Below are 18,657 nucleotides of genomic sequence, written 5' to 3' on the forward strand. Positions count from 1 at the left end.
TCATAACAAAATGCCTCATGAAGATCTGGTTTGTTAAACTTGATTATAGTTGAGCAACACAGAAGTACAACAGAGCCTTATATTAACAGTAGTGCGTTACAGGGTTGCTTGCAATAGGAATAGATAAAAATACTATACGGATCAAAAACAAGATTCATGATCACGACTTGGGCGTTGTAAAAAAGCGTTGGTTTTCCTGCAAGATTGGCGCATAAACACGGGATATATCATCATCAATCACCGTAATTTGCTCTTCAACATGAGATAGCCGCCCATCAACATAGGCACTGATCACCACATCACCATTAGCTTGCTTGGTTGTCAGGAATAAATTTGAGTATTCATATTCAGAAAAAAGATTATCAGCTTCAAGCTCATAACCCAGACCTTTACAATTTATCTGGATCGTATGCGTTGTTGCTAACGATACTTTGCGTGTCGCGCACTGGTTATCGATAAGTGAAGAGTCAACGATATCTCGCCCCAGAGTGTAATATTTAGCCTTATCTCTAACGCCATGAATTTGCTTTATATGGCGTATCTTGGTCAAGGTATTATTAACTTTATCTATCTGCTCTCCGGACAAAAAAGCCAACTTATTACTTTTTATGGCTTCAAATCGGCCCTCAAACGCAAGAACCTGCTCCAATTGATCACAAAACGATTCACCGATCTTTTCATAATCGTACATCTTACCGACTAACGGATTCGCATTTGCCGGCAGCGACATTACAATCACTGCCATGACTAAGCCACCAATCATTATCCACGGTAGTATTGCCTGTATAAGCCTTCCCATGCTTACCTTCCCTAAGCGCAAGACACATATAATCCATACGCAAAAAGCATTACAATAAAAACTATCTCTTTAAGGTATCGATCAGATATGAAATAATTTTAATACAAAATGATTCCTCATTTTCTGATCTGAGTTTGAAAAAAGACTATGTAAAGCAACCTAAACAATACAAAAGAAGAAAAATTTAGCCATTAAGTTGGGATACACAGAGTCACCTTTGAGTAGATCTTTTCCATCCATCATCGCGATGGAGCTAGCGCTTATTACTGCCTATTCTTTGAGCAGCCAATTCGCTCAAATTGATTATTCCTTTTATCCGTATCATTGCTATTTTACTATTCCAACCTAAACTCGAACCGAAGGACAAACTTGCAATGCAACAAGTGAATATCATCGCCAACCCACAACTTGCTATTATTTTTAAAGGCTGGGCTACCGATTGGGCTAAAGAAAGCCAATCAGGGCAAAAAAACATGGCTAACAAATTCCACACGGTATACACCATTGCGGCCAAGCTATTCATCGATGGCGGTGAAGTTGAACTTCAGTTCTTGAACGCTCTACTTGCAGACTGCAAACAGAAATCAGAAATGGCAGAAGCCATGAACGAAAAAGTAAAAACAAGCCTACAAGGCAATGATGATCGTGCCCAGGCTATCATCGAAAAAATCAACAAAGCCGCACAAGATGCAGCCTACGTGGTACGTTACCTGGAACAGCTGTTGATGCCTGCGAAGTAGCGACCTCTGCTATATTTCAATAAATGGCATCGAACAGCTATTTCAACTGATGCCATTAATTCTGTATCTTATACCAAATTGAATAATAATCTGGCCTATCAGCGAGAATTAAAAGGTACAGATACAAGGCACTTGATTAAAGGTGTATACATATCCATCAAAATCAAGTAACACAGTAGCGCTACCTTTTAAACTCGCCCTTCTGGACACGTGCTTCAGAAACAAAAAATTCAAATGAGCTTATTGCTGCAACAGGAAATTATTGCGCCGCAGTTTGCTTCATAAAGTAATCTTTTGCATGCTGGACTTCAGCTTCAGTTGGAGTGTATGTCAACCACTCATCTTCTTCGTTTTTCTTATATTTCACTACGCCAGCATCAAGATCAAACTCATAGAATGGATAAACTTCTCGTAAATTAAAAAACATTGCTGGAGCGAAGAAAAGGATATCAGCGGCCAGATAACCGCCATTAAATTTCAGAGGTATTAAGCCATACATAGGTTCTTTACCTTCTTTAGCTGCTTTAAATTTATATTGCCCAAAACTTGTTGTTGAATATGTCTTTGATACTGGTTCTTCAATTAACATTGAACCCTGATCATTAACTGTCAGGTTAACACCGCTTTCATTTGATTGAATAACCGAACTAGCAGTACAACCAGATAGAGCAAAAATAGCACCAACAGCGACTAAAGAAATTTTATTCTTCATATATATTCTCTTTATTATTAGCCTATGAAACAGTAGGCATAATAATACCAGCTAAATGAATGCATTTCTCTTCCTCTATCGAAAACTAAACAACCCCATTGCTACTTTTTCATCACTACCGTCTGCCACTGCACATCAGAGCGCCCCATAGTATCTGGAGATAATTCCTTTTCAGGCTCACATGCAAAGCATGCTCTTTAGCTAGCAGATCTATTTCGTCAGTAGAAACACCATGATGAATTCTTCCATCTTCGAAAATACCATGACGTAATGAGAACACCAGCTTTCCATTCGGCATTAAAAGCTTTGCAAGGTTACGAAAAGCTCGTTTACGCTCAGAGCGAGGAATATGCATCCATACCGCGGAAACAAGAATAAGCTCAAAGCGAACTCCTAGCTCCATTACGGATGTTAACTCAGCAAACCACTTAGCATCACGTCCGCTTCCAGCACCTATATCTAATACACGCATATATTGTTCATTAGCCCCAAGCCAATACGGTTTCCAAGAAGCATGGACACTTTCAAACGACACATCCAGATAATCCCCAGCAAGACGCTGAGCATTCCTTTGATAGAAATGAATATTTTGACTCATAGCAAACACACTTTAGCTATGCAACTAATGACACCCTGCTCTTGATAAGCTTGAATTTCATCAATTAAATCCAAGGCAGGTAATCATCAAAGGTACGACTTTATTGTCAAAAAGGTAAGGATGAAAAACAGCGGCTACGCCACCACCAGCAACTGTTCCTTGCAGCATTCGCAGGTCTGAACATCATCTATGTACCCGCTAGGGCGGTAGTTTTTACACTGTATGCACTGGCTGAAATGTTCATCATTACCTAAAACAGCAATTAATGCATGGATGGCTTCTTCAATTTGGTCTTCAGAATAGCTTGCTACCGTAGTCCAACGATGAATTGAACAAAACCCTTCTTGTGGGATCACCTTACACAATTTTAGGCTAATAGGCTTTAAAATAGACTCGTGATACAAAGGTAGAGCGACATCAGTAGCTTGATTTCCAAAAAAGTTAATCGGCATATATGAGCCCATTGACACATACGGGAATGAACTCTGAAGATTTTCCAAAGTTAAATACTCATCACGTGCAATACCGAACTCAACTGCTTTGGCCTCAATATAAACCAGTACGCCCAGGCTAAGCTTTTCATCCAGGTAAACAACGCCCTGAGCTAACACTTTATAGGCTTTGATCAATTGCTGCTTTGTTAGCGCCACTCTTGCTACATCCTAAACTGCTGAACGACAAGTTGCTTCAACGCTCATGCTTGATAACAAAAATTTTGAACGGCGTATTTTCCACATCCGAAACAAAATGTCACCTTCAATAGCCCTTTTATTAAAAAGTTACTGTGAGGTCGTAGCTATTAAGTGAGATTTGATGAAATTATGCACTCTAACTTTCGATTAAATTCATAAGTTACTATGTAAAAAGCTAGAAATTCCATAAGTACATAATTCCCCTCCCCCTTGCATCTACTGATTTTCAGTATATATTAAGCCGCTTAATTAATACTGGATAAATATACATGACTCTACAGCAATACGATCACTCTTTAGATATAGCCACTAAACTCAACTCCATCAGTTCAGCTCAACGCGATCGTTTGACGTTTATAGACTTTGCTCTCTATTTTTTTGGGGAAGTGACACGCAAAGACTTAATCGATCGTTTTGCGGTAGGACATGCAGCAACAACGCGTGATCTCGCTCTGTATAAAGAGTTAACTCCAGATAACCTAAAACTGGATATGCGCTCCAAGAAATATTTCAAGCAGCTAGACTTCAAGCCGATGTTTAAACTTGACCTTAAGAAAACCCTGGCAACAGTTTCTCTTGGTTATGGCGATGGATTCTCCGGCCATCAGGGTTTTCCGATCAACTGCGAGTCACCTGAATCTCTGACCATTCCCAAAACCGCCATTATGGCAATGCTTTGCGAAGGAATTTACCGCAACAAAATTGTCGAAGTGGAATATATTTCAACTTCCAGTGGTAAAGGCATCCGCCAAATTGCTCCACACAGTTTAGTCGATTCAGGTAACCGCTGGCATGTTCGATCCTACGACCGCAAAAACCAGCAATTTATAGATGTGGTATGTAATCGCGTGATCACGGCTCGCATTTTGGAAGAATCACCAATGAGTCATGAACAGGTTGGTGAAGATCGCCAATGGCAGAAATATATCGAATTAGAATTAATCCCCCACCCCAAAATGAGCAATCAGGAAGCCATTGAACTCGATTATGAAATGCAAGACGGCAAGAAAACCATTGAAGCACGTGCAGCGCTGGCTGGCTATCTGTTACGTAAATGGGAAGTAGATTGTAGTGAAGATGGCCGTCTTCATAAATGTGTGGGCTACCAGCTTGCGCTAGCAAACCCACAAGCGTTATATCAGGTTAACAACGCCAAGCTAGCACCGGGATACAAAACACAATAGTTCTTATTCATGGAGCATCCAGAGTCGAGAGGGTTTACCACCTCTCGATACCCTAATTCTCGAATAACCTCTTCATCCCTTACTTCGGCACATTGAAGTTCTTATCATCCATACAAGTAAAGGTGTAATAACTACTGCGCTCATTGAAAGTTCGGAATCCTTTTCCGTGGCAGTAAGCGCCGTTAAGCTCGTGCATATAAGCTAACGTTTCTTCATTTTTTACCAAGAAGTAGCTTTCGTTTTCACAGATCACCCGGATCTTACCGTCATCTCCCTGTGAAAAAGCTTTAACTTTGGCGCCGCAAAGCGTAAAACTAACATCGACATAATCATCAGCACGTTGATCGACCGACTTTGAGCAAGCCGCTAGTAGCAATGACAAAAAAATAACACTAAAAATCCGTTTCACAGGCAGCACCTCACGTAAAAAGTGTTTGTTAACAGTGTAGTAACAACTTTTAATTGTAAGCAGAAAACTGCGCACAAAAACAGCAATTTTATCCTTTAAACTGTTTTTTCTTGCCCGGCTTCTCATCTATGCGTCGACGATGCCAAATTGAATAATGTCGCAACCCTGCCGGCCCATGAGCTATCAGCACCGACATCAATACAATCGTGATAAACAACGCAGGCTTATGCTGCGGAATCAATATAAATGAGCCAAGCAGCCCCAATTTAACAAATGTCAGCACGCCCTTGAGCTGAATCAGCCACAACTTAGAACGACTGATTTCCAGCGACATCATAATTACGCCGGTCACCATTGCCAAAACCCACCAGTTAAGCCATAGCTCCCGCTCAACGCCATACAAAATACCACCAGCTGAGCCCGCAATACCTAAGATATGCAACGCTCTTACCGAAGTCTTACTAAGACGCTGGATCCAAAACCGTGTTTCGGAAATAGAATATTGTTCTTTCGAAGCAGTAGAAGGATTCTGCTGACGCGAGTGCGTCGATTCTGGATTTGATTTTTTCATGGTGTCATCAGGGTATTCTTTCATTGGACAGAAGAATACCCTTTCTTGTAACACGTGTAATCAATTTTCAAGATAAACAAACGACTCACCTAGTGGCGAGATGCTTTCGTCAGTGAAGTGATGGCACCATCAACGACCATAACACAATCCATCCCAGCAGCCAGTGCGGCTTGCTGGCCAAGTTCAGTGTCTTCAAAAACCAGGCACTCTTCCGGAGCTAAACCAATTCGCCTAGCAGCTTCCAAAAAAGTATCCGGGTGCGGCTTGTGCCTTTCCACATTATCAGCCGTTACCAGTGCATCCAACATAGGTAAAATACCAGACGATTCCAGTAGAGGCACAGCATTCAAGCTCGCACACCCCGTTCCCACTGCGACCTTCTTGCTATCTTTATGCTCAGACAATAATTCAAAAGTACTGCTAATCACATCACCCTTGAATTCAATTTGATCAAAAAAGTGATATTTCGTATCAGCAAGGCGCTTGGTATCAAAATTTTGTTGATAACGGTGATTGATCTGCTGTGCCGTTTTAATTGATGGCATACCACCAAGGCTATAAATCCATTCTTCATCGAATGGAATCTCATACATTTCACAAGTTTGTTTCCAAGCTTGTATATGGGCTGGCATCGAATCGATTAACGTGCCATCCATATCAAAGATTAGTCCTTTATAAGCTGATAAATCCATAATGCTCCTGAGTTACTCTTTCTTAATAGCGAAAACCCTACCTACACACCATTTCAGTATTATTTCACTATTTCTACCATACGATGCATTACAAACATTTATCAAGTAAAACAATCACATCATTAAAACATTAATCCAGATTGAGATGTAATCATTCACAATCTTAATACACAATCACCATGTTATAAATCCAGCCTCACCAGCCCCCATTTTTCGGCAATACGATCAAAGAAACCTTGTGCTTTTTTCAATTCGATCCAGTGATTAATGTAATTGATCCATATTTGATCATCCCTGGGTAGCAGCATGGCAATTGGCGTGGGACGTCGCATCCCTTCAACCCGAGCAACTGTTAGTTGCGGGAACCGATTTGTAAGCATTGCAGCTTCAATATTAGAGGTAACAATCGCGCTGGATTTATTGGCAAGTAATTGCTGGTAGTCTCGAACAGGAGCCTGAACAACATCATGTTTTGCCTTCGGGAAAAACTCTTTAACTAACGTTTCTTGAAGTGTTCCCCTCGTTGATGAAATAATCACCGAGGATGAATTGAAATCACTCCACTTCCGATAACGTTTAAAATTCTGCTTTTGAATCACAGGTACAAAAGCCAGATTGAAATAAGGCTGACTGTAACCCGCAACTTTGGCTCGAGCCATATTAAGTGATGCGCTGCCGGTCATATCGTATTTATTGGTCACCACGCCTTTAACCAAGGATTTCCAGTCGGTCGCAACATACTCAACGGTTACGCCTAAGTCTTTAGCCAGCTCGGTGGTGATATCGATATCGAAGCCTTTATAAAAATTTGTCGCCGGATCACGTATAGTCATCGGGTTCCAGTCTCCGGTAGTACCCACACGGAGTACACCACTGTCCATGATCTCTTTCAGTCGACTTGGTGCAGCGAAGGAAGAACTAGAGAAAGCCGGCAGTAAGAGAACGACAGTAAGAAAAAAAGCTTTGATAACGTGCAACATTCCCATACACACCTCTCACCCAATTAACCTGAATTCACAAGCACGTAGGATTAAAGATAGCAGTATTGAAGTTATTTGATCCGCAGAAAAGTGACACGCTAAAAATCGTAACGTTACTATTAAAAAAAGGCACAAGTTGTGCCTTTTCGCTTCTTAATCCGCTTATTCGCAAACAATTACTGATAATTAATAAGGGCAAACCTGCTGCAACTGGTAATACGCCTCAGAAAAACCATCATTAGGAAAATACTCTTTATTGATCAATAAGCTTTTGCTTTCCGACCAGTTAGCCGCAAATGAGCCATTACCATAAGGGATGTTATAAATCATAAAATGACGATCCCTTCTGTCAAAAATCAAATTTGCCGCTAATCGACCAGCTCGAAGGTTAGAATTCTTGTAGTACTGAAAACCATTGTCACAACTTTTAACAACGTACGACCCTTTATCGCTTCGAACGCTGATATATGGCTGTTGAGTGTTACCAAAGTAGCGTAACTGCCAAAGGCCAGCGATATTCTCTAGCTTAATGCGCGGCTGTGGTTGTGGCTTTTCCTGAATCACGCTCGTTGACTGTGCCTCAACGTGAGAGAAAGAAGTCTGTTCATCGTCCGGGTTAGTCTCCAGAATCGTCACCCTGGCTTCAGGTTTTTTCTGTGGCTCTTCAAAGATATTAAGCAAAGCTAACCATGGCTCTTTTCCGAGAGAAAATAGCAAGCCGGCAATGATAATCGGCATCAGAAGCATCAAGGCAAAACGGCGAAAATTGACATGACCCAGAGCTTTGATCTGGCTTTGCACTTTCGGTGAGATATCACCTAACGAAGTTGAAAGCGACGAGCCAGATGTAGCTGAAACCGGAACCACTGCGCGAGTAGTATCACTCAGTTTCCAGCGCGCTTCATCCAGCTGTTTGGTTAGCCTGCGGTTTTCACGGCGCAACCATTTCAGCTCATCTTCAGCAGCATTGGTATAACGTTCACTTTTTTCACTGGATTGCTTATTTCTTTCTTGCTCTTCCTTAAACTTCTGATTTAGCTGTTCATTTAGTTTTTTCAACGCAATAAAATCACGCTCAAGCTGCTTCAGCTTTGCTTTTTCACCTTCAGCTAAGATGTCTTTGAGTTGAATCGTACGAACAGCTTCTTCATAGCCCTTACCAAGGTTCACCTTCTCATAAGCCTGAACAATCATTTGCATCAAGGCCTTTGAACCGCCTTTATCGGGATGAAGACGGCTGGAAAGCAACTTATAGCGACGCTTTACATCGGCACTGGTCGTTTTTTCGTCGGTGCCTAAAATATCGTGAAAAGAGGTCATTCTTATCTGCAGATGCCATTAACTACGATTACTATGCGCTATCATATAACGCATTCAACAAAACAGCATGCCTCATTAACCAACAAATCAATATATAAATTAACTTGCAACTAGATATGTTGACTTATACAGGCACGCTGAGTGTATGATATATATTATCGGCAAACCCTCAGCGATTTATACCCTACAGGCATAAATTGCTCGAAATTCAGAGATAATTGCTATTCTTATCACATTTTATGAATTCAGATTGTGCTTTCGCATTCTGAACTCACCTGGCGAGCACCCCATGTGCTTCTTAAACACCCGTGAAAAATAGGATACGTCCTTGAAACCAGCAGAATTCGCCACCTGTGAAATTTTCTCCCGGTCCGAACTCAACAAGCCGCAAGCCAAATCCAGCCGTTTCTTGATGATGTACTGTTTTAAGGTCACCCCCATAATGCTATGGAACAACCGGGAAAAGTAGGTCGGAGAATAATGGCAGGCATTTGCCAACTCTTCCTCTCGAAGCGGCGCACTAATATTTTCATCAATGATCTTCAGTGCAGGCCTAATAGACAGTTCGCGATGCTCAAACCCAGAATCTGCTTCACTTTCAACATGATGGGTATGCAAGCGACTAAAACATTCGTCCAGTTCCTGACGGGTTGCCGATGCTTCAATCACATCTTCACCGCCAGCACGGAGAACATTTAAAGCCAGGTTGGCGTCCAGTTTATGGTACACAACAACCACTTTGGCCAATGGAAAACGGCTTTTGAGCGAACGTAATAGCTCAAACCCTTCCGATGATGAATCAATAACCTCAAGGAAAATCAACTCCTGTCCAGTCATTGTCGAAAGTAACTCAAAAGGTGAAACATCAACGACATTGTGTGACAGCTTAAGATTATCTCTAGCTTCTGCCGATTTGTCATAATGACTACAACTAACCCAAATCACAAATTCACCTTACTAATAGTGTTATGATTGCACGCAAATAATTGCATGACGTGGTAAAACACTCCTTGTCGATGAATACAATTAATCGTTATAAGAATTGTTATGAGTAAAGCATCAAAAAACTGATGACATATGAATTATTAACGTTCAGAAACCTAAATAAATCCAGTTCACACCTTTTGTTTCAAATTTAAGCAATAACTTCCTAATTCTCTGCTACATTCTCACCTTCAATGGCTTACACCGTAAAAAACATTAAACTGACAAATTTAATATTCTTTTAGCGACTTAGTCGATGAATACATATAGTAAAAAAATCTATATAGAGCACCATTACAACTCAATATAAAATAGTATAGCTGACAATAAAAAAATAACATTGCAACCTTTTTTGCTACCACAAGCCACTTTTAAAGTACAACTGATTACATATCTTGTCTCAAATAGTCAACAAGCTTAGTTATAAGATCTAACGCACACTCTCAAATCCTTAGACTATTTTTTAGACTTTATCCTCACTAATATGGCAAAAAATTCAATTTCAGGAAATTTTTTTGCAGACAATCACATTTTTATCTATTAGTATTGCGGTCGAAAAATTGAGTTCCGATGAAGACAGCAGGAGAGTGGCACGATACGTAACGGTTTCTATATGATTTCCTAACGTTATCCGCCCGCCGAAGAAGTAAGCACATCACCCGACCCGAAGCTTTCTGGTCATGATCTGTAAATCTTTCAGGCACCGGAATATCAACACTACAGGTTGATATTTTGGTATGGACTGTTGTTGGAGGAGCCTCTGGAGAGATCCGTTAAATCGGACGCCGAAGGAGCAAGTTTTTGTTGCTGTGTAATTAGAGCAACAAAAGTGAAACTCTCAGGCAAAAGGACAGAGGAGATAAGATCAACAGCTCAGAAAATCTACAAACACTTTTCTGTAACACACATTTCCTGTTGTTTTTTATCTCTTCCTTTGATGTTTAAGGGGAGAATGATGAATTCGCTACATAACTTACTACAAACCATTGATAGCTTTGTTTGGGGTCCGCCTCTACTAATCCTGCTTGTAGGTACCGGTATCTACTTGACAGCACGCCTTGGCTTTATCCAGATCCGTTACCTGCCGCTTGCGTTAAGCTATGTCTTTTCCGGCAATAAAAACGGCAAAGGTTCTGGTGACGTTTCCAGTTTCGCAGCCCTATGTACCGCCCTTTCAGCAACCATTGGTACTGGTAATATCGTTGGTGTTGCTACCGCGATTAAACTTGGTGGTCCAGGTGCCCTACTCTGGATGTGGCTAGCAGCCCTGTTTGGCATGGCAACAAAGTATGCAGAATGCCTGCTGGCAGTAAAATACCGCGAAACCGACTCAAACGGCCAGATGATTGGTGGCCCGATGTACTACCTTGAAAAAGGTGTCGGCAGCAAATGGCTGGCTAAGCTGTTCGCTATCTTCGCCCTGGGCGTTGCCTGCTTTGGTATCGGTACTTTCCCGCAAGCTAATGCAATTGTCGACGCAGCTTACCTCTCGTTCGAAGTACCTCGTGAATATGCTGTTGTCATACTGACAGTACTGGTAGCAACCGTAACCCTTGGCGGTATCAAGTCGATTGCAAGCGTTGCCAGTAAAGTCGTTCCAGTAATGGCAGGCCTTTATATTACAGCCTGCATTACAGTGCTGTACTCTCAGGCAGATGCCCTACCGGCTGCTATCCAGCTGGTAATTACGTCTGCTTTTAACGGCCATGCAGCAACTGGCGGTTTTGTCGGTGCCGGTATTATGCTGGCAATCCAGTCTGGTATTGCGCGAGGCGTATTCTCAAATGAATCTGGTCTGGGTAGTGCACCTATGGCTGCTGCAGCGGCAAAAACCGATTCATGTGTTCGTCAGGGCCTGACGTCAATGACAGGTACTTTCTTCGACACGATCATCATTTGTACGATGACAGGTCTGACACTGGTAGTTACCGGTGCATGGGAAGGTGAACATGTCGGTGCGGCTATGACTACCTATGCCTTCGCCAGCGGACTAGATTCGTCTTTCTGGGGGCCGTTAATGGTATCGGTTGGCCTGATGTTCTTCGCCTTCACGACAATTTTAGGCTGGAACTACTACGGTGAGCGCTGTGTAACTTACTTGTTCGGTGTTAAGGCTATCCTGCCATACAAGCTATTCTTCCTGATTTTGGTTGCCGGGGGAGCGTTCCTGAAGCTGGATATGATCTGGATTATCGCAGATATAGTAAACGGCCTGATGGCAATACCGAACCTGATCGGTCTAATTATGCTACGCGAAGTTATTATTGCGGAATCGAAGCAGTTTTTCGAGCAACTGAAAGTTTCTCAAACTGCCAACGCCCAACCAGCGTAATTACAATTTCTGCGTCAGATAAAACATTAAAGCGGTATCAGTAGATACCGCTTTTTTTATTAATTGCGAGAGTGATAAGCGCCTAATACCAAACTGAACAATACGAATGCTAATCAAGATATCTTGTTAGTTGCTGGTATAAATCAAAACTGCTGTCTTCCAGCCAGCAATCAGAAATCAATCCGCCCTCTTGTTTGAACATAACCATTCCTGTCATGCCAACATGTTGTTTCTTGGCGGGGATCCTTGCCCACCCTCCATTATAGGTAGCGCTACAATGGTATAACGCGACAGTTTTATCACCATCGTTCACTATGTCTTTCACCGTAAATTTAACGTTCTTGAATCGCTGACACCATATCGAAATAAAATTCAGGTATTCATTGTGGCTCAAGGTTAAAGTTCGCCCTCCGGCCAAATGAAAATTAAATGGATCAGCTGCATATTCAGCTAACAATCGACCATCCGCCCGACCCCAAACATCAGTAAACCAGTGAACAACCCAGTCATTTTTATTATCCATGCACGACATCACTCCACTGCACATATTTTTGCGCTTCCTTAGGAAAGGGTAGATAAAAAAATGATAACTTGCAGTGATAGCTGCAACGCATTCGCTACTTAGTGGCAAAATTTGTTAGTGAATAGACAACTGAGAAAATGCCGCCTGGTAATGTACCAAATTAGGGATATGCGTATGGTGCTGGGTATTTTCCCCTACCGCGACAAAATCATATCCTAGCTCCTGCGATGCAAACTTGTTCCATTCACCATGCCCAAAAAAGACACGTCGCTTAAAGCTAAAACCGGTATCTTGCTTAGCTCGGAATGCCGCAAGGGCCATTATTTCTGTTCGGCTCATCGCGTCAGAAGAAGAAGCAAATGTAATATTGGAAACATCAATACCTACCGCTCGTAACTTAAGTTTCGCAACTGATTCCCAGCCTCCGGTCGCAATAGCCAGGTAAGTATCATCGCGCTCTTTCATCTGTTCAATAAAATCCTTGGCACCCTGTACCTGATTCAGTTCTGCAGGGTGCGTAGCCAAAAACTCACGAAGCCGTTCAAGATAACGCTTTTCCACTTGTCGGTGTATCAACAAACGGTTCGCTATCACTTCATTCCTGGCAAGAATCTCATCAAGCACACCAGACTCAGTTACATTCTGGTAATGACTCCAATCAGCATCAACATCAACTCCCAGAACATCTTTAATTGCCCGGCTATAGCATTTCGTATCAACACTTTCGCAATCAACTAAAGTGCCATCAATATCCATTAAAAATAAGTTCATTTTACTACCTTTGTTTTTTTCATGATTGGTAATGGGGGCATATCATGTGCTTGTTGGTTGTTGGCGGCAAGCAAGATCCCCATCCAATTTGTCGTTTTATGGTCGACTTCAAACCTTTAATAGTCAATGACTTAAAATCTTAATGAACAATGATCAAATATTAAACAGACACCCAAAAGTGTAATCCATTGCACTTTCTCGCGTTGTCGCTAACTCCTAATCCACACCATTTGGGCTTCCTTTCCTTCCAATTCGGAACTGGCAAGGCACTCATTTGCCAGCCAAACTTGTAATGCAAACCTGCATTGGTTGCACCGTAGCCGCAGAAAATTAATCTAAAAACCAACAAATAAAACCTGCTTGATCGGTTACCCCGGCCAAGCTGTTAAATAAACAGCAATGTCGAAAATACAAAAGGAAGTAGTAATGAAGAGCCAGTCTAGTCGCAGAAATTTTTTGAAACTCAGTCTTGCAAGTGTCATCGGAGTGACGGTAGGAAACAAAGTACTGATTAAACCTGCAAATGCTGCAGATATGGTGAAACTTACAGAAGATGATCCCCAAGCGGCAGCATTAAAATATGTTCACGAATCACCACACAGCGACAAGAAATGTTTTAATTGCGCCCTACTCCAAGGCAACGACGGCGACGAATGGCGTCCCTGTGCGATTTTCCCGGGTAAAACAGTCTCAGCTAATGGCTGGTGTTCAGCCTGGGCAAAGAAACCTTAAAGTGCGCCCTACTCCATTGTGGAATTGCATACACTACAGGCCCAGTTAAACGGGCCTGTAGGTTAAATTAATGGAAATGATTTACAATAGGCTCATCAAGCGAAGCAGTGATCAGCCCAACGCGCCAGACCTGCTGTTACGGAACCAAAATAGCTACCACTTACGACAGGTACATCCGGCAACTGTTGCTCAATACAAGAGCGCAAGATCGGTGAACGAGCTGTACCACCAGTCATATACGCAACATCTGGTTTCTTACCGCTTTGTGCAATAGCCTCGGTGACAAGCTGGCTCATTTTCACCCTTGGAGATTCTATAGACGCAGCCAAATCCTTCTGACTCACCGTAATATCCAGCAGCTCAGACAAGTTATCCAATGCCACTCGACAAGAAGATGTCTCTGATAAAGCAATCTTACACTCTTCAGCCTTTCTCACCAGCTGATAGCCTAACGTTTCATGGTAAACACGTAACAGGTTGAGCAGCTTCTCCGGCTCAGCAGCATCGCGCTTCAGTTGCTCCAGTGCTTTCAGGTTAGCACTACTGTAAAAATCAGTCTGTGCAACGATATTGTTAATAGCGATAGGATTCCAGAACTGGCTGAGCGGCATATCAATCCCTTTCAGGGTTTTGCTTCCCATGCCAAGTAATGGCATCAACTGGCGAAACGCAAGATGGATATCCAGATCATTACCACCAACCCGCAAACCGCTGTGAGCCAACAGACTGGCCTGGCGATCGGCTTTGCCCCGCCACTGCGGACCCATTTCGATAATTGAGCAGTCTGTAGTACCACCGCCGATATCAACCACCAGCACAGTCTTGTTTTCAGTTAATGTGCTTTCATATTCAAGGCCAGCAGCCACCGGCTCGAACTGAAATTCAATATTTTTGAAGCCGGCTCGTTTAGCTGCCTGTGTCAGGATCATTTCTGCTTGCTTATTGGCAGCCCCCCCTCCGGAGCCCTGAAAGTTAACAGGACGGCCAATCACTGTACTCGTAATATCTTGCTGTATCGTACGTTCTGACTGGTTTTTGATGTTTTTCATCATGGCGCAGACCAGATCCTCAAAAAAGCTGATCTGAACATCACGCAATCCGTTCGCACCCAGGAAAGATTTTGGTGACTTAACGTAATACACTTCCTCCGGATCCTCGAGGTAAAGATCCAAAGCTGCCTGGCCAAAATACAAATCACCTGGTTCAACAATGATGTCTTCGTCCCGATTCATGGCGATGGCGCGACGCAATACCTGCTCACCGACCTCTCCGAAGGGTGAAACCCCCATATGGCGGTAAAGGTACTCACTTACCGCTTCGCGTGTCGGGGCGCACAATGTGGAAGGAATGTACTTCTTATCGCCTTCAAGTGACAGCATCAGCGGATTGCCCTGCTTCATCACCGCAACCGAACAATTTGCCGTTCCGTAATCAAAACCTATGTACATACCGTACCTCCACATAGCAAAAGGCCGGCAATCATACTTAAATTATCGAATTGTTCAATCACTTAAACTCATCACAAACTATTACCATATAGGGTAAATTATTGTAAGTTTTGATTTAATACCGCGTATTTTCTAACGAAGTCAGCCATAATTAGGCATTACTATTTTTTAATTATCTCTGTAACCATGTTTAAATCAATCATTCCTTTGTTTATCGCCCTTCTTGCCATCACCGGCTGTAACGACATTTCAGCACCGCAAGAAGGAGAGAAATACACCATTGTTAACGAAACAGTAAATACCGCAGATGTAGTCGAAATATTCTCGCTTGGTTGCGGACACTGCCGTAGCATGGAAACCATGCTGCCGGAAATCAAAAAAATGGCAGGCGTCGACATCGACAAAGTTCATGTCACCTTCAACCAAAGTGCCCAAGTTGCCGCCTACATTTTCTACACAGCTGCAATCCAGACTGACGGAAAACCTGATGGTGCGCTGATGGAAGAGATGTTTGCTTACGTTCAGGATAGAAGTGACAACGTCACTGAAGAGCAGCGCAAGGCACAACTTACCAAAATATTCAAAAGCCGTGACCTGTCCAGCCCTTTTGATTTGACTGAAGAAGATCAAAAACAGGTTTACAAGAAAATGAATGAAGCTGAAAAGCTGGTTTCAAATGCGCAAATTGCCTCTGTTCCAGCTTTCTTAGTTAAAGGAAAATATCTGGTACAAACAAGTGCTCATGAAAGCATTGAAGATATGGCTGAAACCATTCGCTATCTATCTACAATGGAAAGCAAATAACTGAGATTTCTAACAGCCCCTATTAGGGGGCTGTTATTCCTTCACCTATTATCCTTCATCAAAGCCCCATTATTTCCCTATCAGGCTCATCACTACGTAGCCAACCCAAGAACGGGTGACACCAAACTGTACAAAAACCCCACTAATTTACCGCGAGAGCATACCTGTCCAATTAATCTATGTAATCAATAGCTTAGCCAGGACATTTTGTATGATAATTGGTGAAACAGATCACAAACGATTACCGTAACTTATGATAATTTACGAACCATACTAACAATCTACACAATCATATTTCTCCCCATTCACCTGTCTGAATGGGGAGTTTTTTTATCCAGAGTATGTCATTTGATTATTTCCGTAATCATTATCAGTCCAAAACTCCTGATCGCGTTCAAAATGGTGATAGACCGACAATAAGAAAAATAGATAATGTTAAGTATGATATTTTAATTTCACATATTAGATCTTGAATTGTTCAACAACTGTGTGAAGATTCTCAGAACGTTTTTTCAACTCTTCTAATTCAACTTCAGAATTTCTTGTCGCCAGATGGTTCTCATCTGCACTCATACTTAAAGATGAAACATTCCCTGACAGATGTTGTGCAGCATCCGATTGTTCTTTCATCGATTCAGAAATCTGTTCCATGCTATTTAGCAAAGAAATAATTTCTTCGGAAAATGTCACCAGTGAACTTCTGGCGCTATTGGCATGAGATGTACTCTCATTCACTAATTCAACTGATGAATGCATATTCGTTGTGGTCTTATTGGTGTCCGTGCGAATATTGTCCAGCATAGTTTCAATTTCGACTGTCGCAACCGATGTTCTCTCCGACAACTTCCTGACTTCATCAGCAACAACGGCAAAACCACGACCATGCTGACCGGCGCGCGCGGCTTCAATGGCTGCATTCAATGCCAACAGGTTGGTCTGATCTGCAATACCTTTAATCACTGAAACGATTGAATTAATTTCATTCGTACTCTTATCAAGGTGCTTCAGGTCGGACGCAAGATTAATGACTCCAGTCTGCACATCTTCCATGTCACAGACGACCTGATCTACAGTCGTCACAGTTTCCTGGGTCTGGTGTTCAAAGCGTTTAACCTGAGCATTAATATCATTAGCAATCATTGAAACACTCTGAATGCTGGCCGCTAGCTCTTCAATTGCAGCGGCACTGCTTCTTACATTTTCAGCCTGATCTACAGAACGCTGTGAAATACCATTAAAGATTGAATCCAGATTGACTGTAACTTCTTTTATTGAATGAGAGCCATCATTAATATCATGGATACGATTTCGCAAAGATGAGATAAAAACATTGAATGAACGCGTTATAATACCAATTTCATCGGTATTTGTTACCTTCAGGTTCCGGGTTAGATTCCAGTCACCATCAGCAAACTCCTTCAAAACGAGGTTGAGGTAATTAATAGGCTTCACCATTTTCACAGCAATGTAGTAAGTCATCAGAAGAGTTATGACCAGCAACGCAGCAGCAAATCCGACAACTTGAATAATCACTTGCTCTTCATGGGCTTCAATGTCACTCATCGCAACATCAACACCAATGACATAGTATTCACCATTTCCATTCCGGAAAGGGACAAAAACAGAACGCCATAAACCATATTCACCCTGGTATTCTTCAAACTGTACCTGGTGAGTTATAAATGCTCTATTCAAGCCTTTAGGTACAACCTTATACTCTTCTAGATACCAACTTTGATAATTACCTGTTCTCAGTTCATCTTCTGCCTGGTTAATGTAAGTATAATAAACTTTTCCATTTCTCTGAACTGTTGAATACGCCCAGTTAACATTTGCTGCTTTGACGTAAGAACTTATGCGCTGGCTGATTTGATCATAGTTAGTTGCTTTTTCTGGTAATTGATCGTGAGTTGACTCACCTATGATCATGTTTAATGCATATGCTGATGAAATTAACTTTGCATCTAGGCCTTTGATTGCAGTTTTATCTATTTCATTATAAGAATAAGTTGAATATGACGTTATGATAAATAAAGCAAAACACGAAAAACAGGCAAGAAGTTTGCCTCTTAATCCCCAATTAAAAGTCATGATAATACCCTTCAAGTTAAATCAATAATGATTTAACGATTCAACACAGATACCTAGCTTTACTGAATCAAACTAAAAATAGTAAATATAATAATTTTATTATTTGCTTTGATGTGAATGTTATAGCCATAAAAAAGTTAAAACGGCATTCGTAATACAATTCACAAGGCAAAGGCGAGATTACTGACTTTAATCATTAATATCAATAACCCTTTATTGAGTTATGTATCAATACATTGCAGAATATGACATCGTGACAGAATTTCACCCCTCAG

General features: G+C 41.7%; 19 protein-coding genes and 2 riboswitches. Of the genes, 5 read left to right on the forward strand and 14 right to left on the reverse strand.

Annotation, left to right across the window (positions count from 1 at the left end; all coding sequences use genetic code 11):
- Window positions 1–160 precede the first annotated feature (160 nt).
- Window positions 161–799 carry a hypothetical protein gene (locus tag Q0852_RS21110; RefSeq protein ID WP_299021826.1) on the reverse strand — a complete coding sequence of 213 codons (639 nt, stop codon included), beginning with the start codon at window positions 797–799 and terminating at the stop codon, window positions 161–163.
- Window positions 800–1,173: 374 nt separating this feature from the next.
- Here Q0852_RS21110 and Q0852_RS21115 point away from each other — a divergent pair, with 374 nt between their 5' ends.
- Entirely contained in the window at window positions 1,174–1,539 is a 366-nt protein-coding gene (locus Q0852_RS21115; RefSeq protein ID WP_299021828.1) for a hypothetical protein, read from the forward strand.
- Window positions 1,540–1,798: 259 nt separating this feature from the next.
- Here Q0852_RS21115 and Q0852_RS21120 read toward each other — a convergent pair whose 3' ends face one another.
- The 3 genes from Q0852_RS21120 to Q0852_RS21130 all read right to left on the reverse strand — a co-directional run bounded on the left by Q0852_RS21120 (window position 1,799) and on the right by Q0852_RS21130 (window position 3,499).
- Window positions 1,799–2,251: a hypothetical protein gene (locus Q0852_RS21120; RefSeq protein ID WP_299021830.1), complete on the reverse strand. Its 453-nt coding sequence runs from the start codon at window positions 2,249–2,251 to the stop codon at window positions 1,799–1,801.
- Between the two features lie 115 nt (window positions 2,252–2,366).
- On the reverse strand, window positions 2,367–2,849 hold the full coding sequence (locus Q0852_RS21125; protein WP_299021832.1) for a class I SAM-dependent methyltransferase: 483 nt from the start codon (window positions 2,847–2,849) through the stop codon (window positions 2,367–2,369).
- A 134-nt stretch (window positions 2,850–2,983) separates the two neighbouring features.
- A complete protein-coding gene (locus tag Q0852_RS21130; RefSeq protein WP_299021839.1) occupies window positions 2,984–3,499 on the reverse strand; it encodes a hypothetical protein in 516 nt (171 codons plus the stop codon).
- A 311-nt stretch (window positions 3,500–3,810) separates the two neighbouring features.
- Here Q0852_RS21130 and Q0852_RS21135 point away from each other — a divergent pair, with 311 nt between their 5' ends.
- Window positions 3,811–4,725 carry a WYL domain-containing protein gene (locus tag Q0852_RS21135; protein ID WP_299021841.1) on the forward strand — a complete coding sequence of 305 codons (915 nt, stop codon included), beginning with the start codon at window positions 3,811–3,813 and terminating at the stop codon, window positions 4,723–4,725.
- A gap of 79 nt (window positions 4,726–4,804) precedes the next feature.
- On the opposite strand, the gene Q0852_RS21140 is transcribed toward Q0852_RS21135, so the two are convergent.
- From Q0852_RS21140 to Q0852_RS21165, 6 genes are all read right to left on the reverse strand, one after another.
- Window positions 4,805–5,134, reverse strand: coding sequence for a hypothetical protein (locus tag Q0852_RS21140; RefSeq protein ID WP_299021844.1), 330 nt, complete (start codon window positions 5,132–5,134; stop codon window positions 4,805–4,807).
- Between the two features lie 88 nt (window positions 5,135–5,222).
- Window positions 5,223–5,729, reverse strand: coding sequence for a hypothetical protein (locus Q0852_RS21145; protein ID WP_299021846.1), 507 nt, complete (start codon window positions 5,727–5,729; stop codon window positions 5,223–5,225).
- Window positions 5,730–5,794: 65 nt separating this feature from the next.
- Complete coding sequence (locus tag Q0852_RS21150; protein WP_299021849.1) at window positions 5,795–6,397, reverse strand: beta-phosphoglucomutase family hydrolase; 603 nt, start codon at window positions 6,395–6,397, stop codon at window positions 5,795–5,797.
- Window positions 6,398–6,579: 182 nt separating this feature from the next.
- Window positions 6,580–7,377, reverse strand: a complete 798-nt coding sequence (locus Q0852_RS21155; RefSeq protein WP_299021891.1) for a transporter substrate-binding domain-containing protein — start codon at window positions 7,375–7,377, stop codon at window positions 6,580–6,582.
- Between the two features lie 186 nt (window positions 7,378–7,563).
- Window positions 7,564–8,697: a molecular chaperone DnaJ gene (locus Q0852_RS21160; RefSeq protein WP_299021850.1), complete on the reverse strand. Its 1,134-nt coding sequence runs from the start codon at window positions 8,695–8,697 to the stop codon at window positions 7,564–7,566.
- 237 nt (window positions 8,698–8,934) lie between these two features.
- The gene (locus tag Q0852_RS21165; protein ID WP_299021852.1) at window positions 8,935–9,642 is read right to left on the reverse strand and encodes a helix-turn-helix transcriptional regulator; all 708 of its coding nucleotides are present in this window, start codon (window positions 9,640–9,642) and stop codon (window positions 8,935–8,937) included.
- A gap of 609 nt (window positions 9,643–10,251) precedes the next feature.
- Window positions 10,252–10,411, forward strand: a riboswitch (glycine riboswitch).
- A gap of 20 nt (window positions 10,412–10,431) precedes the next feature.
- A riboswitch (glycine riboswitch) is annotated at window positions 10,432–10,545 on the forward strand.
- Between the two features lie 91 nt (window positions 10,546–10,636).
- Here Q0852_RS21165 and Q0852_RS21170 point away from each other — a divergent pair.
- Window positions 10,637–12,013 carry a sodium:alanine symporter family protein gene (locus tag Q0852_RS21170; RefSeq protein ID WP_299021894.1) on the forward strand — a complete coding sequence of 459 codons (1,377 nt, stop codon included), beginning with the start codon at window positions 10,637–10,639 and terminating at the stop codon, window positions 12,011–12,013.
- A 109-nt stretch (window positions 12,014–12,122) separates the two neighbouring features.
- On the opposite strand, the gene Q0852_RS21175 is transcribed toward Q0852_RS21170, so the two are convergent.
- Both Q0852_RS21175 and Q0852_RS21180 read right to left on the reverse strand, forming a co-directional pair.
- Window positions 12,123–12,536 (reverse strand): ester cyclase, encoded by a 414-nt coding sequence (locus tag Q0852_RS21175; RefSeq protein WP_299021853.1) that lies wholly within the window; start codon window positions 12,534–12,536, stop codon window positions 12,123–12,125.
- A 114-nt stretch (window positions 12,537–12,650) separates the two neighbouring features.
- The gene (locus Q0852_RS21180; protein ID WP_299021854.1) at window positions 12,651–13,307 is read right to left on the reverse strand and encodes an HAD family hydrolase; all 657 of its coding nucleotides are present in this window, start codon (window positions 13,305–13,307) and stop codon (window positions 12,651–12,653) included.
- Window positions 13,308–13,733: 426 nt separating this feature from the next.
- Here Q0852_RS21180 and Q0852_RS21185 point away from each other — a divergent pair, with 426 nt between their 5' ends.
- Window positions 13,734–14,039, forward strand: coding sequence for a high-potential iron-sulfur protein (locus tag Q0852_RS21185; RefSeq protein ID WP_299021857.1), 306 nt, complete (start codon window positions 13,734–13,736; stop codon window positions 14,037–14,039).
- 95 nt (window positions 14,040–14,134) lie between these two features.
- On the opposite strand, the gene yegD is transcribed toward Q0852_RS21185, so the two are convergent.
- Window positions 14,135–15,487: a molecular chaperone gene (gene yegD / locus Q0852_RS21190; protein WP_299021860.1), complete on the reverse strand. Its 1,353-nt coding sequence runs from the start codon at window positions 15,485–15,487 to the stop codon at window positions 14,135–14,137.
- A 186-nt stretch (window positions 15,488–15,673) separates the two neighbouring features.
- Here yegD and Q0852_RS21195 point away from each other — a divergent pair, with 186 nt between their 5' ends.
- Window positions 15,674–16,291: a thioredoxin domain-containing protein gene (locus tag Q0852_RS21195; protein WP_299021863.1), complete on the forward strand. Its 618-nt coding sequence runs from the start codon at window positions 15,674–15,676 to the stop codon at window positions 16,289–16,291.
- Between the two features lie 462 nt (window positions 16,292–16,753).
- Here the strand turns inward: Q0852_RS21195 and Q0852_RS21200 are convergent, their stop codons facing one another.
- Window positions 16,754–18,382: a methyl-accepting chemotaxis protein gene (locus Q0852_RS21200; RefSeq protein WP_299021865.1), complete on the reverse strand. Its 1,629-nt coding sequence runs from the start codon at window positions 18,380–18,382 to the stop codon at window positions 16,754–16,756.
- Window positions 18,383–18,657: the final 275 nt, after the last annotated feature.

The organism is uncultured Photobacterium sp. (assembly GCF_947502415.1).
GTDB lineage: Bacteria > Pseudomonadota > Gammaproteobacteria > Enterobacterales > Vibrionaceae > Photobacterium.